Source organism: Paraburkholderia sp. (genome assembly GCF_026225065.1).
In the GTDB taxonomy this organism is placed as follows: domain Bacteria; phylum Pseudomonadota; class Gammaproteobacteria; order Burkholderiales; family Burkholderiaceae; genus Paraburkholderia.
The window spans coordinates 1-15,898 of record NZ_JAMFSB010000194.1; the positions used below are offsets into that span (position 1 = coordinate 1).

Below are 15,898 nucleotides of genomic sequence, written 5' to 3' on the forward strand. Positions count from 1 at the left end.
CAGGCGCCGCACTCAAAACGATGACGATCCAGGCCACTGGCGGCACCGCGCGCACGGTGGCCGCGGGAATCGAAACGGTCAAGGCGATGCTTGTCGAAGCGAATCAGGTGCAGCGCGAACCGGTCGATGCCAGCCATCTTGTGATCGGCCTGCAGTGCGGCGGCTCCGATGGTTATTCCGGCATCACGGCGAATCCCGCGCTTGGCGCGGCGGTCGACCGTCTGGTTGCGCATGGTGGCACCGCGATTCTCTCCGAGACGCCGGAGGTGTACGGTGCGGAACATTTGCTGACGCGCCGGGCGGTCTCGGTGGAAGTGGGCGAAAAACTCGTCGAACGCATTCATTGGTGGGAGGACTATTGCGCGCGGATGAATGCCGATCTCAACAACAATCCCTCGGCGGGTAACAAGGCAGGAGGCCTGACGACTATTCTGGAGAAGTCGCTAGGTGCGGTGGCGAAGGGCGGCACGACCAATCTGGTCGATGTGTATCACTATGCCGAGCCGGTCAGCGCACATGGCCTCGTTTTCATGGACACGCCCGGTTACGATCCCGTTTCGGCAACCGGACAGGTCGCGGGCGGCGCCAACCTGATCTGCTTTACGACGGGGCGTGGTTCCGCATATGGCTGCGCGCCTTCACCGTCGTTGAAGCTGGGCACGAACACCGCGTTGTGGAAGCGGCAGGAAGAAGACATTGACCTGAACTGCGGCACGATCCTCGACGGCGAGAAGAGCGTCGACGAGTTGGGGCAGGAGATCTTCGAGCTGATACTGGCCACCGCTTCCGGCACGATGTCCAAGAGCGAGGTCCACGGCTACGGACAGAACGAGTTCGTGCCGTGGCAGATCGGGGCGATTACGTGAGTTGAACTGAAGACGGCCTCGAGCGGCTCGCCTGCAGCGATCGTTTACAGGCGGTGACGTGCCGCAATTATCTTCCAGTTGCATGCCGAACAGTGGCGCCTATAGTGTTGATACGTCCGGACGGGCAAACCTGATTCCCGCCGACATCAGCCCTCGGAGGAACTCATGTCCACTGTTTCGGTGTCTCCGCAAGTGCGTCACTTCGCCGTTCCGGCCTCTTCGTTCGGAATCGTCCTGGGAATGGCGGGGTTGAGTAATTGCTGGCGTTTTGCCCACGTGGTCTGGGGCGTGGACGCGAGGATTGGCGAGGCACTTTTCACACTCACCGCACTGTTGTGGCTTGCTCTGCTGGTTGGCTATGCCACCAAGTGGATGCGCGATCACGATGACGCGATGACGGAGTTCGAACACCCCATACATTGCTGTTTCATCGGGCTCGTGCCAGTCTCGACGGTGCTGGTCGGCGCGTGGGTGGCTACCTGGAGCGATAGCGCGGGGGCCGCGCTGGTGTTATTGGGCGCGGCAGGCCAACTTGGGTTTTCTACGTACCGCTCCGGCGCGCTATTGCGTGGCGGCCGCAAGCATGAAGACACGACAGCCGTCATGTATCTGCCTACCGTGGCGGGCAATTTCGTGTCTTCCATCGCGCTGAGCTCGATTGGATACGCGGACGCCGCCAAACTATTTTTTGGCGCGGGCCTTTTCTCGTGGTTGGCGCTCGAGTCGGTCATTACCCATCGGCTTTACACATCCGAACCGTTGGCGCATGCGATCCGTCCCACCTTGGGCATCCAGCTTGCGCCGCCTGCGGTGGCTTCGATCGCGTACCTTTCAATTTCCCATAACAGCATCGACATGGTGTTTCTGGGCTTGTTTGGCTACGCGGTGCTGCAATTACTGCTGCTGTCGCGCCTGCTGCACTGGTTCGTGGAGACGGGTTTCTCGGCCGGCTACTGGGCGTTCAGCTTCGGGGCAACCGCGCTCGTGCTCGCCAGCATGCACGCCGCGAGCGTACATGCTCACCCGGCGGTCGATGTCCTTGCGTTGCCGCTTTTTGTGCTGCTTAACGTCGCCATTCTGGCGCTCTTCGTCGCTACGTTACGGCTGCTGTTGCTGGGAAAGCTGTTTATGAAGTAAGCGTCCGAGATGCGGTCAATCTTCATACGAACGACGTTGTAACGGAGAGGCAAACACCTCCCCGTTACAACGACTGAATCTGCACGACGTCGCCTGGCTTGCCATCAACCACGGGGGCGATTACGAGGTAGCGACGCTTGTCCGCGACCGCTGCGGTGTCCGATGCCCCGGGTGCGACGATCTGCCGGATCTGCCCCACTGTATCGACGATTGCCGATCCCGCCGGGTTTGTCATGAAGCGGGCAATCGGTTCGACCGGTCCGCTGCCATCGGCGGCGTTGCTGAGTCCGAGCACGTAGGGTTGCTTCGGCTGAAGTCCGGTTACGGAAGCCTGCAGGACCAGCACAACGCCCTGGTCGTAAAGCACGACGCTGGTGGGTGCCTCTGCGTTGCCTGTATGACCGGCTTCCACCATCGAGAGGTGCGCTGCGTGTCCGGATAAACCTAGCGGTTGTGTATTTTGCGTGCCGTCGCCCTCCGGCACCGCATTCGAGACGTAGGCAATCGCCTGAGGCGCCTGTCCGATCGGGACGACCGCGATGACCTTATTGGTGCGCGTATCGATCGCGGTCATCGTGTCGGAATTTTCGAGTCCGACGTAGATTCGCGTACCGTCGCCGGACGGCCAGACTCCGTGCGGCATGTTGCCGACCGGAATCGTCGCGACCTGAGCAAATGTGTCGGTGCGGTAAACTTTTACCGCGTTGAGGCCGCCTACGGTAATGTAGGCATACGAACCTTTCGCGTTGACAGCGAAATTCACGTGATTGGTGATGGGACCGGTGTCCAGGGTCTTGATCAGCGAGAACGGCGGATGCGCATCGAAGACCTGCGTTTTGCCGGTGTCTTTCAGCGTGAACCACACTTGCTTGCCATCCGGCGTCGCGGCGATGTTCGGGCAGAACGGACTGTCTTGTGTGACCTTGGCGACGATCTGATGGTCGGCGACCGTAATCACATCCACTTCCGGATTGAACGAAGAACAGACATAGCCGTATTTTCCGTCCGTCGAAAAGATCGTCATGCCAGGACCCGCGGGGGTAACGATGCGGGTCTTTTCAGCGTAGGTCTGGGCGTCGAGCACTTCGACATAGTTTTCGCCGCGCACGGTCACCCACACCTCGCTGCCGTCTGGCGTATAAAACGCTTCGTGTGGCGAACGCCCCACGTACGTTGTGTGTTTGACCGCATTCGTTGCGGTGTCGATAAACGTCACCGAGTTCGAACCGATTGCCACGATAGCGAGCGTCCGGTGGTCAGGGGAGAAACCCATGCCGTGCACGAGAACCTGGCCTTTATAAAGCGGACTGAAATTCGTGGGCGATGTGTCGCCCAGACGAATCACGCCGACCAGATGGTTGTCCGCGGGATCGACGATCGAGACGGTGTTCGAGAACTGCTCGGATGCATAGACACGATCATGATGACTGATGGGCGCATTGGGATCAGTCGATGCACCCGGAGCCTGTCCGGCGAGGGCAGGCAGCATGTGAGCCAGGCTTGTCGCGGCCAGGGCGGCCAGAATGGACATACGCTTCATGGTCCTGTCTCCGGGGGAGCGGGGCAATCTTCGTGACGGCTATTGGCGGTTGCCCGGCGTTGGCATGGGCATGGACATGCCCGGGTTCATGGTCTGCGGTTGCGTTTGATGCGAAACGGCCTGTGGCGTCTGTGTCGGGACCGGCGCGGACGGCGGTAGTGGCCGCTTGAGCGCGACGCTCATCGCAACGATCTCCTGCTGCTGGTCAACGATGATTTCCTGCGCGATCCGTCGCAACTGCTCGTTGTGGCCGTAGCGTAGTTCGACTTCTGCCATATCGATCGCCCCTTGATGATGCGGTTGCATCATCGCTACGAAGTCGCTGTCGATATCTCCAGATGGTTTGGCGGCCATTCCATCCATCATCTTCTTCATCGCCTGATCGTTCTCGGCGAGGAACGGCTTTTCCATAGGATCCGGCGTCACGGGCTGCTGGGCGAACACTCTGGCTGGCAACGTGATGAGCACCGCGGTCAGCAAGCCCAAAGGCACCCAGTCCAACCGCCAACGCCTGAAATTTTCCATGCTGATTCCTTCTACGCTGATACAGATGGTACGGATGGTACGGACTACATATTTGCGCATCATGCGCTCAAAAACTCCTTGGAAGTTATCTGTTTCGTCATAAGAACAGCGTGCCGGATATCGATCGCAAGCGAACTCAACCGGCACACTGAACGGTGACGCGTTCAAGGCAACTACAATGCCGCCACAGCGTGACGCAGCGCCGTACGAAGCCCTTCTTCAACCACCGGATGGTAGAAGGGCATCTCGAGCATCGCATCGACCGTCAGCTTCATCTGCAAGGCCCAGGCGAGCAGGTGGGCAATATGTTCGGCATCCGGACCAATCCACTCCGCGCCCAGAAACTGCCGGCTGGTCTTGTCCACATACACATGCATCAACCCACGGTTCTTCAACATCACGCGGCTGCGTCCCTGATCTTCGAAGCTGACTTCGCCGGTCGCGAACGTACCCGGCTCCAGATCGGCGTGTCGCGTGCCGACCATCGCAATGCCCGGGTTCGAAAACAGCACGGCGATCGGCGCCCGGCGCTTCAACGGCGCGACGTCCGGGAAGCGGGCAGCGTTTGTCCCCGCGGCGCGGCCTTCGTCCGCAGCTTCGTGCAACAGCGGCAGGACCCCATTTGCGTCGCCGGCAATGAACACGGGATGCGCCCCTGCCTGCAGCGTAAGCGGATCATAGATAGGGGCACCCTGGTTATCGAGCGTAAGTGAAGTGTTATGCAACGCAAGCTGTTCGAAATTCGGCTTGCGTCCAGCCGTGACCAGCACATACTCAAACGTATCTTCGACCGGCTCTCCGGCGCCGGTCCGAAAGCGGATATGTACCGCATCGCCCACACGCGTTGCCGCTTCTACTTCCGCCTGCGCTTCGAAACGGAACGAGTTCTGGAAGGTGCGTTCCGCATAGGCCTTGATGGCCGGATCCGTAAGCGGGCCAACCCGCCCGCGCGCGCCAATCACTGTCACGTCTACGCCGAGGTGGGCGAGCGCCTGTCCCAGTTCGAGTCCAATGACGCCCGCGCCGATCACCGCGATCTTGCGCGGCAGGTCAGACCATTCGAACACGTCGTCGTTGACGATGACGCGGTCGCCAAGCGCCCGATACTTCGGTGGGATGACCGGCGACGAACCAGTTGCGATCACCACGCTGCGTGCCCTGACACGCGTATGGTCGCTAACCTGCAGCAGGCCGTCGTCGATAAAGCGGGCATACCCGGTCAGCTTATCGGCAATTGGAATCGCTTCGACGCTGTCGAGTACAAAGCCCACCAGACGGTCGCGCTCGCTCTTCACCCGCTGCATGACTTCGCGGCCGTCAATGCGGACGGTTCCGTCAACATGCACGCCGAACGGGGCCGTGTGCTGCGCGGCATGAGCCGCCTCTGCAGCGGCGATTAGCAGTTTCGATGGCATGCACCCAACACGTGCACAAGTCGTACCGTGCGGTCCCCCTTCAATGAGGATCGCGGAAGCGCCCGCCGCCCTGGCGGCGCGATACGCCGGCAGCCCGGCACTGCCGGCACCAATAATGGCTACATCGGTCTGGACTATGTTCATGAATTCCTCGAAACCGTGATGCGATGAAGGGAGAGCACCGCAAGCTCATCGAGACATTGCTCGGGTAGAATCAGGCTGCTTGACTATTTGTCACTCTAGGCGCATACCCCCTCGGCGCTAATCCTCAACCGACTCAAGAATCTGCTCAAGCGGCTCATATGGATCTGCTCAGTCGAGTCCTTGCCCTTATCCCCGTCAGCGGCCGTCTGGACGTGCGTTGCCACTTCGGCGCGCCGTGGGAGATCGCACAGGGCAGCGCCACCGTGCGCGAGATTCCGTATCACGTCCTGCTTTCGGGCGAGGCAGTGCTGGAGCATGGCAGTCGTCCCGCCGAGCAACTGACGGCAGGAGACATCGTGCTGTTTCCGACCGGTGGCGCGCATCGGATCCACGATGGCAGCGGACGTCCACCGGTGCAGCTAGTCGAACGGCACGCTGTCTCGTTGCTGATCGCAGAGAACGAAGGCTCGGGCGCGCGTGCGGACATCCTGTGCGGCCGGTTTCTGATTGGCGCAGTGCCTGACCGGCTGCTGCGCGAGCATTTGCCCGGACGCCTGGTAGTACACAGCGCTGAGAGCGCCGGCGGCACCTCAAACGGCCGCAGCGAACCCTCGGGAACGCTGGCGAGCACACGGCTCGCACGGCTGATCGAGTTGATGCGTGAGGAGTCGGTCGACGAAGGGCCAGGCAGCGAGGCACTTGTCAACCATCTTTCGGCCGCCTTGTTCGCCTTGACGTTGCGCTTTGCAAGCAGCGGCTCGCAACCCCCACATGGCCTGCTGGCTCTCGCGGCACGGCCACGCCTGCAGCCTGCGGTCATGGCGATGTTCGAAACACCGGATAAGCCATGGACGCTCGACCAGCTTGCTTCGCTGTGCAATATGTCGAGAGCGACCTTCGTACGGCAGTTCCAGGATGTGATCGGCCGCTCCGCGACCGACATGCTGACCGATATCCGGATGACCCTCGCCGGGCACAAACTGCTTGAGTCAAACGTGGGTGTCGCCGAGATCGGCGAGATGGTGGGGTATCAGTCGAACGCCGCATTCCAGCGTGTTTTCAAGCGTCTGATAGGCGTGACGCCGTCACGTTACCGGACTTTGGGTGGCAAGGTCGAAGCGGCATAGAATGGCCAGGCCGGAAGGCTTTGCCCGAATTAGAACCCGCTACAAGGATTCAAGCATGAAGATCTGTATTTATGGTGCTGGTGCCATCGGCGGTTGGATGGGAGCGAGGCTTGCCCAGGCGGGTCATGACGTCAGTGTGATCGCGCGAGGCGCAACGCTATCCGCGCTCAGGGAAAACGGCCTGCAACTCGTCGAGGGCGGCAAGACGACGGCAGCGACGGTCGAAGCCAGCGAGCACAGTGCGGACCTTGGTCCCCAGGATATTGTGATCGTCGCGGTGAAGGCCCCGGCAATGGCCGCGGTTGCTGCCGGCATTGCACCGTTGCTAACGGAAAACACCACGATCATCACGGCAATGAACGGCATTCCGTGGTGGTTCTGCGATGGTCTCGGGGCCGCTTTTGCGGGCACGCAACTGACGTCGGTAGATCCGGGCGGTGCCATAGCAGCGGCGATTCCGAGCGTGCAGACCGTCGGCTGCGTGGTGCACGCAAGTTGCCTGCAGGACGCTCCGGGCGTGATCCGCCATCACCAGGGCAACGGTCTCATCCTCGGCGAGGCATCCGGACAGCCGAGCGAGCGAGTCGCGAAACTTGTGGAGACGTTCGCAGCAGCTGGCTTTAACGCTTCGGCTTCGGACCAGATTCAGCGGGACGTCTGGTACAAGCTGTGGGGCAACATGACGATGAACCCGATCAGTGCAATTACGGGCGCCACCACCGACAAGATTCTGGGCGACGATCTGGTGCGCGGCTTCGTTACGCGTGCCATGCTGGAGGCCAAGGAGATCGGTGCGCGATTCGGGATTGTCATCGATCAGCAACCGAGCGATCGGCATGCAGTAACGTTGAAACTAGGCGCGATGAAAACGTCCATGTTGCAGGACGTTCTGGCTCGCAAGACGGTTGAGATCGATGCTCTGGTGGGCGCAGTGCGAGAGCTGGGGCAGATCACGGAGGTGCCGACGCCGTTTATCGACGCGTTGCTGGGTCTCGCGCGCCTGCATGCACGCACCTTGGGTCTCTATTGATAGTCAGGTTTGCGGGCGCCTCGGTTGCAGCTGCCGCCTGCCTTCACTCCGGGACGCGCAGCAAGAGGGCTTTTCAAAGTCCAGCGCCTCCTGAACAAGCCACGCTTCGAAGGCAAGCAATTGCGGCGACGCCGAGCCAACCTGCGAGCAAGCCAGGTAGTACGCACCTGGCGTCGGCACCCGAAGATCGAACGGCGCCACCAGCCGCCGGCTGCATAGATCATCCTCTATCAGCGCCCGCACTGCCATCACGATTCCAAGGTTGTCGATGGCTCTCTGATACGCCAGCGCCGCATTGTCGAAATGCACGCTGGCCGCGCCGTCCAGCCCTGTCATGCCTGCCTGAACCAGCCAGCGCGACCAGTCCATCGGGCGATGCCGCGACGCCAGCAGCGTGTGATGCGCAAGATCTTCTGGAGAACGTAACGGTGGTCCCTGCTTCAGCAGCGCGGGACTGCACACGGGCATCAGCACTTCACGGAGCAAGCGGCGCTGGCTCGTATCGTCGGGTGGAAACGGGTGCGAGTGCACCGAGAGATCGACGTCCTCCTGACGAAAATTCGCCGGCTCATGCGAGGTGAAGATCTGAATCTCGATCTTCGGATGAAGCGCCTGGAAGCGCGTCAGGCGCGGCACCAGCCAGCGCATCGCAAACGTGGGCGGCAGCTTCAGACGCAACGCCGAGCCGTCGGCTTCACCGCGCGCCTCACGCGTGGCGTAATCGATCTGATCAAAGACGCTGCTAAGCGAGCGCACATACGCCTCGCCTTTGCGCGTCAACGGACCCTTGTAGGAGCTTCAATGGAAAACTTCAATGTCCTCGCTACCGGCCTGCTCTTTCCGGAAGGACCGGTTGCATTGGCCGACGGCTCGATTGCACTGGTTGAGATACAAAGGGAAACGGTCAGCCGGGTTGCGCCAGATGGCGCAGTGTCGGTGATTGCGAACATAGGCGGCGGGCCGAATGGCCTCGCCGTAGGACCCGACGGTGCCTACTACATCTGCAACAACGGCGGCTTTCTGTTCCAGACTATCGCTGGCTTCAACAGAACTCGGGCGGGCCTTCACCCGCATTACACCAGCGGACGTATCGAGCGCCTCGATCCGGTAAGCGGCGAATTGAAAACGCTGTACGACCGATGTGGCGACTTCCCGCTCTGTGGTCCTAACGATCTGGTGTTCGATCACGACGGTGGCTTCTATTTCACGGATTTCGGCAAGAACCGCACGCGCGACCGCGATCATGCGGGCCTGTACTACGCACGCGCCGATGGCTCGATGATCGTGGAGGTCGCTTATCCGCTCGTCACGGCGAACGGTGTGGGTTTGTCGCCGGACGACTCGGTGGTCTATGTGTCGGAGACGGAGACCGGGCGGTTGTGGGCATTTGACCTGGAAGCGCCGGGCCGCGCGAGGAAACACCCGCATCCGTCACCGCACGGCGGGCGACTGGTGTGCGGCTTGCCGGGATATCAGCGGTTCGACAGCATGGCCGTCGATGCATATGGAAATATTTGCGTCGCAACGCTCGTGACGGGGTGCATCACCGTGATCACGCCGGAGGGCAAGGTGTTGCGGCAGGCCATGTTCCCGGACCCGATGGTCACCAACATCTGTTTCGGTGGCGCCGACCTCAAAACGGCGTACATCACTTTGTCCGGTACAGGGCAGCTCGTTTCGATGGAGTGGCCCGAGCCGGGGTTGAGACTGTCGTACTTCTGACCCGTTTGTTTGTTCCTATCCAATCGATCGGGGAGATTCAGTCAATGCAAACATTCGTCTTCTTGACGGATTGTATGACAGACGTATAGACTGATTTATCAGCTTTACGTTTGCCGTCTTATCCGGGGTGCCGGGCGGCTCGTGGGCAAAGACCGTTAGAGACGGAGACGTCATCATGCCGGGCTATGCAAGCGTAGGAGCACGTCTGGACGGCCTGCCGCTGTCCGGCTTCCACTGGCGGCTGCTCGGCCTGATCGCAGCCGGCATGTACTTCGATTCGTTCGACATTTACATTGCGGGCACCGTGCTCGCCGCGATGATCCACAGCGGCGAATCCACGCTTGGTCTGAACGCCGCCTTCGTGTCCGTTACGTTCATCGGCATGATGACGGGAGCATGGCTCTCAGGGGTCCTTGGCGACCGCTTCGGGCGCCGCTTTTGCTATCAGTTCAACCTCGGTATCTACGGCTTCGCTTCGATCGCGGCAGCATTTGCACCGTCGATGCCATGGCTCATTGCTTTCCGGCTCATCATGGGCGTTGGGATGGGGGCGGAAATCGTGGTGGGCTACGGCACACTCAGCGAGTTCATTCCGGCCGTATGGCGTGGCCGTTTCGGCACCATCCTCAACCTCATCATCAATACGTCGCTGTTTCTTTCGACGTTTCTTGGCTGGCTCATCGTTCCCCGCTACGGATGGCGCTGGATGTTCGCGATCGCCGGCTGCGGGGCACTGGTCGTGTGGTTCCTGCGCAAGTCGATGCCGGAGTCGCCGCGCTGGCTCGAATCGCGCGGCCGCGCCGAGGAAGCCTCTGGCATCGTGACGCGTATTGAAGCTGCCTGCGGCGTGGATGCTGCCACTTCCTATGCGAACGAAGCGGCTCCACGCCGCATCGATCAGGAAGATCACGGCCAGCTCCGCGAACTGTTTTCGCGGCAACTGCTGGGCCGCACCATTACCGGCATCACGGTGCTGGTTGCGCTTTTCACCGTCAACTACGCGTTCGTCAGCTGGATACCGACGTTCCTCGTCAAGCAGGGGCATAGCGTGTCCAATTCGCTTGGGCTGACGGCCGTGATGTTCGCGGGAGGGCCGGTCGGTTCGCTGATTGCGTTCCTGCTTGCCGAGCGGACGGGTCGCAAATGGGGAATCGTCATGTTTTCGCTGATCTGCGCAGCGTTCGGTGTCGCCTATCCGTTCGCGCAGTCCGCCGTCGCGATTGCCTCGCTGGGGTTTGCGATTACGTGTTGCATTTACGTGCTGTCGTCTTTCAGTGTGGCGACGTACGTCCCCGAACTGTTTCCGACCCGTTTGCGGCTGCGCGGGGCGGGGCTGTCGAATACGGTCGGGCGTGCCGTTAGCATCGTGATTCCTTACGCGGTCGCAGCGTCGTTCATGAGGTTTGGCATCGCCGGTGTGTTGACGCTGATTGTCGGAACGTTGCTTGCTCAGGCGTTGATCGTCGGCCTGATCGGTGCGGAGACAAAACGGCGCTCGCTCGAAGCCATTGAAGAAGAAGCGGGTACCGCGACGCCCAGCGCGATCGAGAGCGGCGCAGCCGGAGCAATCAGATGAAAACCGGATACAGCAGCGTCAGGGCGCGTTGAAGCGCCAAGCCACAAATCATCCATCACGAGGACACCCGAGACATGTCATCGCAGATCGAGAACTACCGGATTTTTGCAGTCAAGTACGCACACTTCGAGCGCCGCTCAGGCGACAACTTTATCGGCGGCGATTCGCATGACGTCCCGATGCCACTCGATTACTTCGTGTGGGCGGTGGTCGGCAACACACGCACGTTTATCGTCGACACCGGCTTCGACCAGCTCATGGCCGACAAACGCGGTCGCACGATTACCAACCCCGTCGAGCGTGGTTTGCAGAAAATCGGCATCTCCGCCGCGTCTGTCGAGGACGTGATCATCACCCACATGCACTACGATCACGCAGGCAATCACGCGCTGTTTCCGCGCGCGCGATATCACGTTCAGGACCGCGAGATGGCCTATTGCACGGGGCGTTGCATGTGCCATCACGCGCTCAGCCACCCATTCGAACCTGAAGATGTGAAGTCGATGGTCGGTCGTCTGTTCGATGGACGCGTCCGGTTTCATGAGGGCGCATCGGAGGTGGCGCCGGGAGTCACCGTGCATTGGGTTGGCGGCCATACGAACGGTCTGCAGATTGTGCGCGTCCATACGGAGCGCGGATGGGTCGTGCTGGCGTCGGATGCGTCGCACTTCTACGCGAACATGCAGGAGCATCGACCGTTCCCGATTGTGTATAACGTCGGCGACATGCTGGAAGGTTATGAAACCGCACATCGTCTTGCCGCGTCGCCGAATCACGTGATTCCCGGTCACGATCCGGATGTGCTCGCGCGCTACCCGGCACATGATCGCGGGACTGAAGGCTGGATTGTGCGTCTCGATGCCGCGCCGCGTTAAGGGAAAGATCACGTGGCGCTAAACGGAAAAAATGTGCTCGTGACCGGTTCATCGGACGGACTTGGCCTGGCTATGGCGAGGGCACTAGCGGCGGCGGGCTGCCATATCGTCCTGCATGGTCTGGAACCCGCGCAAAGTATGGAGCATCCGACTCGCGAACTCGCCGCGTCGTTCGATGTTGGCGTGCACTACTTGTGCGGCGATCTTTCGACGATCGACGGCGTCGATGCGCTTGTCGAGTCGGCTCGTGCCCTGCTTGGAACGATCGACGTGTTGATCAACAACGCAGTCGTGCGCCATTTCGCCGGCATCGAGTCGTTCGCCATCGAGCACTGGAACAAGGCGCTGGCCGTCAATCTGACGGCAGCGTTTCGCGCTATCCAGTTGACGCTGCCCGGCATGCGCGAGCGTAGCTGGGGACGCATCTTCAATATGACCTCGGTGTACGGCGCACGCGCGACGGCAAATCGCGTCGACTATGTCACGACGAAGACGGCCTTGCTCGGACTCACGCGCTCGGTGGCGATCGAGACGCTTAATCAGGGCATTACTTGCAACGCAATCTGCCCGGGATCGGTGCTGACGCCGAACATCGATGGCCGCATCAACGAGTTGATGGATGTGCGGGGGCTAAGTCGTGACGATGCGGTGCATGAGTTTCTGAAGGGCAAGCAACCCACGGGCGAGTTGATCGATGCGGCACATGTCGGCGATTTGGTCGTCTTCTTGTGCTCCTCGTCGGCAAGCCAGATTACGGGCGCGCTGATGCCGATCGAAGGAGGCTGGCTTGCAGGCTGATTCTTTCGCGACCCAAACGATCCCGGCAGACGCAATCACGCAGATGCTGGCGCGATTTGTCGCCACGACCGCATGGTCCGAGATACCGGCTGCTGTGCGACACGAGGCAAAACGCGCGTTGGTGAACTATGTCGCGGTTGCGCTTGCCGGCTGTCACGATCCGGTGATCGACAAAGCGGCCGCGGTTTACGGTCGCTTTCGCGCGGACCGGCGTGCCGGCGTGATTGGACGCGCAGACCAGACGGACATGCTGAATGCGGCGGCGCTCAATGCAATGAGCGCCAATGTCTTCGATTTCGACGACACGCATATGCCGACGATCATCCATCCGACCGCCCCGGTGGCGGCGGCGCTGTTTGCACTGGCCGAGGCGCAGGAAGAATCCACCACGATCAATGGCGAAGCGTTGCTTCTTGCGTTCGTGCTTGGTGTGGAGGTCGAATGCCGGATCGGCAACGCGGTGTCGCCCGAACACTATCAGCGCGGCTGGCATATCACTTCGACGTGCGGCGTTTTTGGCGCCGCCGCAGCGGTGGCGAAAGCGCGCGGGCTGAACGAACGGCAGATCGTCTGGGCGCTCGGCAATGCATCGGCGCAGGCAGGCGGTCTGGTCGAAACGCTTGGCACGATGTCGAAAAGCATTAGCGTCGGAAATGCCGCGCGCAATGGACTGTTGTCTGCGTTGCTGGCCGCAGAGGGTTTCTCCGGCCCCGATGCTCCGCTCGAAGGCGCACGCGGGTATTTGCGCGTGAGCGCTGCCAAACCGGATTTAGATGCGATCACGGACGGACTTGGAAGTGACTGGGCGCTGTCGTTGAACACATATAAGCCCTATCCGTGTGGTGTCGTGCTCAATCCGGTCATCGACGCGTGCCTTGAATTGCGCCGCGGCGCAAGCTGGACGCTCGACGATATCGAACGCGTCGAGCTGACTGGACATCCGCTGCTGCGTGAACGGGCCGACCGGCCCGCCGTGCGTTCAGGGCGTGAATCGCAGGTCAGCGCACAACATGCCGCGGCGGTGACCCTGGCGCGCGGCAAGGCGGGTCTCGCTGAGTTCAGTGATGAAGCGGTCGCTGATCGTTCGCTCGGGGACTTCGCGGGCCGTTTGCGTTTCATCGACGATGCGACGTGGGACGTCGAATCGGCGCAGGTCAGCATCGTGTTGCGCTCGGGAGAGTCCGTATCGCGCCGGGTCGATGCCGGGCGCGGCAGCCTCGCAGCGCCGCTGACGGATGAGGAGCTGGCGGCGAAGTTGCGCGAGCTGGCAGCGTACGGCGGTTCCGGCGTTCAGCCGCAGCCGCTGATCGAGATGTTATGGCGCTTTGATCGCGAGCCGGATGCCGCTGCATTGATGCGCATGGCGCGTCCGCCGCAAGCGGCTTGACGGTAGCGAAGCAGAAGCGAAGCGGAAACAACGCGGAACAAACGATCTTTCATGAATGAGGGAAATCATGTCGAGCAGTGAGCAACAGAATCAAATCGGCTTTGTCGGTGTGGGCGTTATGGGTCGTCCTATGGCGCGGCGTCTGATCGAAGCGGGTCACGTCTTGATCGTCTACGACCGCGATGAACAGGCGGTTGCGGAACTCGCAGCGCTCGGCGCGCACGCAGCGAAGTCCGTTCGCGAAGTAGCCGACAAGGCGCGCATCGTGTTCACAAGCCTGCCCACCCCAGCCGTATTCAGGCAGGTCGCGCTAGGAGATGGCGGCCTGATTGAAGGCAGTGGCCTGAAGATTCTGGTCGACCTGTCGACCGTGGGGTCTCGCACCGAGAAGGAAGTCGCCGACGGGCTGCTGGAAAAAGGCATCGCGACGGTCGATGCCCCGGTCAGCGGCGGAGCGGCAGGTGCGAAGAAGGGCACGCTCGCGATCATGGCCGCAGGCAACCCGGCAGCAGTGGACGAAGTGCGCGGGTTGTTCGAAGTGCTCGGCAAGGTCTTCATCGTGGGCGAAGAGCCTGGACAGGGCCAGTTGCTGAAGTTGCTGAATAACATGCTGTCGTCGACTGCCTTCGCCATCACGTCCGAGGCGTTCGTTGCAGGGATGCGCGGCGGCCTCGATCCCGAGGTCATGATGTCTGTGATCAACGCGGGTAGCGGAAAAAACGGCGCGACGCTCGACAAGTTTCCGAAGCAGGTCTTGCCGCGCACCTTCGATTTCGGTTTTCCAATCGGCAGCGTATGTAAGGACATCGGCCTTGCCGTCGAAGAATGCCAGGCCCTCGGCGTGCCGATGTGGGTGGGCAATGTTGCGCGTCAGGTATGGAATTACGCGGCGATGCAGGACGGCACGAAGCGCGACATGACCGAACTTGTCAAATACATGGAGCGTTGGTCGTCTAACGAAGGGCTTGCGGACTGAGCCGCTTGATCGCCACAGCACGAACACAGCACAATAGAACACCACACAACCTGAACTGGAGAAGTAGATGATCGTCGAAATGCGTATTTACCACTGCGCCCCCACACGTTTGCCGGCTTTGCTCGATCGCTTTACTAGCATCACGCTCGGATTCTTCGAGAAATACGGCATTGAGCAAATCGGCTTCTGGACCACGTTGATCGGCCCGAGCAATCACACACTCACCTACATGGTGAAGTGGGAGAGTCTCGCCGAGCGTGAGCAGAAGTGGAACGCATTCCAGGCAGACGCAGAGTGGATCGCCAAGCGCTCCGCAACCGAGGCGGACAAGCCGATTGTCGAGCGCGTCGAAAACCACTTTCTGACGCCGACTGCCTTCTCGGCGTTGAAGTAGGAGACGCATGCCATGACCCAACCGAAACACATCGGCTTCATCGGACTCGGCATGATGGGGACGCCGATGGTGCAATGTCTCGCGGCCAGCGGGTTCGCGTTGCACCTCGGCGACGCTGACACCGCTCGTGACGATACGCTAACGGCACAAACCGGCCTGTCGAGGCGCTGCACATCGCGAAGCGCTTCGGCATCGACCCCGAGGTGATGACGGAAGTATTGAATGCGTCGTCGGGCCGCAGCAACACGTCCGAGAACAAGGCCAAGCAGTTCATGTTGAGCGGCACGTTTGCTTCGGGCTTCGCGCTTCAGTTGATGAACAAGGACCTGAAGATCGCACGGGCCCTTGGACAATCCGTCGGTTATCCGATGACCCTCGGTGCGACG

The 15,898-nt window shown here is 60.9% G+C and carries 17 protein-coding genes; 13 read left to right on the forward strand and 4 right to left on the reverse strand.

The features are described from left to right. Positions 1 to 866: UxaA family hydrolase (locus tag M0954_RS14385; protein WP_297353892.1), on the forward strand; the 866-nt coding region annotated here is incomplete at its 5' end. Positions 867 to 1,031: 165 nt separating this feature from the next. Continuing rightward, on the forward strand, positions 1,032 to 2,003 hold the full coding sequence (gene tehA / locus M0954_RS14390; RefSeq protein WP_123386056.1) for a dicarboxylate transporter/tellurite-resistance protein TehA: 972 nt from the start codon (positions 1,032 to 1,034) through the stop codon (positions 2,001 to 2,003). Positions 2,004 to 2,067: 64 nt separating this feature from the next. On the opposite strand, the gene M0954_RS14395 is transcribed toward tehA, so the two are convergent. The 3 genes from M0954_RS14395 to M0954_RS14405 all read right to left on the reverse strand — a co-directional run bounded on the left by M0954_RS14395 (position 2,068) and on the right by M0954_RS14405 (position 5,627). Beyond that, entirely contained in the window at positions 2,068 to 3,543 is a 1,476-nt protein-coding gene (locus M0954_RS14395; RefSeq protein WP_297353894.1) for a YncE family protein, read from the reverse strand. 39 nt (positions 3,544 to 3,582) lie between these two features. After that, positions 3,583 to 4,128, reverse strand: a complete 546-nt coding sequence (locus M0954_RS14400; protein WP_297353915.1) for a DUF305 domain-containing protein — start codon at positions 4,126 to 4,128, stop codon at positions 3,583 to 3,585. A 113-nt stretch (positions 4,129 to 4,241) separates the two neighbouring features. Then, the gene (locus M0954_RS14405; RefSeq protein WP_297353895.1) at positions 4,242 to 5,627 is read right to left on the reverse strand and encodes a dihydrolipoyl dehydrogenase; all 1,386 of its coding nucleotides are present in this window, start codon (positions 5,625 to 5,627) and stop codon (positions 4,242 to 4,244) included. 158 nt (positions 5,628 to 5,785) lie between these two features. Here M0954_RS14405 and M0954_RS14410 point away from each other — a divergent pair, with 158 nt between their 5' ends. Both M0954_RS14410 and M0954_RS14415 read left to right on the forward strand, forming a co-directional pair. Beyond that, entirely contained in the window at positions 5,786 to 6,754 is a 969-nt protein-coding gene (locus M0954_RS14410) for an AraC family transcriptional regulator (protein ID WP_122156466.1), read from the forward strand. Between the two features lie 55 nt (positions 6,755 to 6,809). Further along, positions 6,810 to 7,784: a 2-dehydropantoate 2-reductase gene (locus tag M0954_RS14415; protein ID WP_297353897.1), complete on the forward strand. Its 975-nt coding sequence runs from the start codon at positions 6,810 to 6,812 to the stop codon at positions 7,782 to 7,784. A gap of 3 nt (positions 7,785 to 7,787) precedes the next feature. Here the strand turns inward: M0954_RS14415 and M0954_RS14420 are convergent, their stop codons facing one another. Continuing rightward, positions 7,788 to 8,564, reverse strand: a complete 777-nt coding sequence (locus M0954_RS14420) for a LysR substrate-binding domain-containing protein (RefSeq protein ID WP_122156464.1) — start codon at positions 8,562 to 8,564, stop codon at positions 7,788 to 7,790. Positions 8,565 to 8,585: 21 nt separating this feature from the next. Here M0954_RS14420 and M0954_RS14425 point away from each other — a divergent pair, with 21 nt between their 5' ends. The 9 genes from M0954_RS14425 to M0954_RS14465 form a co-directional block, all read left to right on the forward strand. Continuing rightward, positions 8,586 to 9,506 (forward strand): SMP-30/gluconolactonase/LRE family protein, encoded by a 921-nt coding sequence (locus M0954_RS14425; RefSeq protein WP_297353899.1) that lies wholly within the window; start codon positions 8,586 to 8,588, stop codon positions 9,504 to 9,506. A 175-nt stretch (positions 9,507 to 9,681) separates the two neighbouring features. After that, positions 9,682 to 11,082 carry an MFS transporter gene (locus M0954_RS14430; RefSeq protein ID WP_297353901.1) on the forward strand — a complete coding sequence of 467 codons (1,401 nt, stop codon included), beginning with the start codon at positions 9,682 to 9,684 and terminating at the stop codon, positions 11,080 to 11,082. A 74-nt stretch (positions 11,083 to 11,156) separates the two neighbouring features. Next, the gene (locus M0954_RS14435; RefSeq protein WP_297353903.1) at positions 11,157 to 11,957 is read left to right on the forward strand and encodes an N-acyl homoserine lactonase family protein; all 801 of its coding nucleotides are present in this window, start codon (positions 11,157 to 11,159) and stop codon (positions 11,955 to 11,957) included. Between the two features lie 12 nt (positions 11,958 to 11,969). Continuing rightward, positions 11,970 to 12,755, forward strand: a complete 786-nt coding sequence (locus tag M0954_RS14440) for an SDR family oxidoreductase (protein WP_297353905.1) — start codon at positions 11,970 to 11,972, stop codon at positions 12,753 to 12,755. 43 nt (positions 12,756 to 12,798) lie between these two features. Then, positions 12,799 to 14,142 (forward strand): MmgE/PrpD family protein, encoded by a 1,344-nt coding sequence (locus tag M0954_RS14445; RefSeq protein ID WP_122159221.1) that lies wholly within the window; start codon positions 12,799 to 12,801, stop codon positions 14,140 to 14,142. 67 nt (positions 14,143 to 14,209) lie between these two features. Next, a complete protein-coding gene (locus M0954_RS14450; protein WP_297353907.1) occupies positions 14,210 to 15,118 on the forward strand; it encodes an NAD(P)-dependent oxidoreductase in 909 nt (302 codons plus the stop codon). A 67-nt stretch (positions 15,119 to 15,185) separates the two neighbouring features. Beyond that, the gene (locus M0954_RS14455; RefSeq protein WP_297353909.1) at positions 15,186 to 15,512 is read left to right on the forward strand and encodes an NIPSNAP family protein; all 327 of its coding nucleotides are present in this window, start codon (positions 15,186 to 15,188) and stop codon (positions 15,510 to 15,512) included. Between the two features lie 12 nt (positions 15,513 to 15,524). Continuing rightward, positions 15,525 to 15,719 carry an NAD(P)-binding domain-containing protein gene (locus M0954_RS14460; protein ID WP_297353911.1) on the forward strand — a complete coding sequence of 65 codons (195 nt, stop codon included), beginning with the start codon at positions 15,525 to 15,527 and terminating at the stop codon, positions 15,717 to 15,719. Continuing rightward, the coding region (locus M0954_RS14465; RefSeq protein ID WP_297353913.1) for an NAD-binding protein at positions 15,719 to 15,898 on the forward strand (180 nt) is incomplete at its 3' end. The genes M0954_RS14460 and M0954_RS14465, both read left to right, overlap by 1 nt.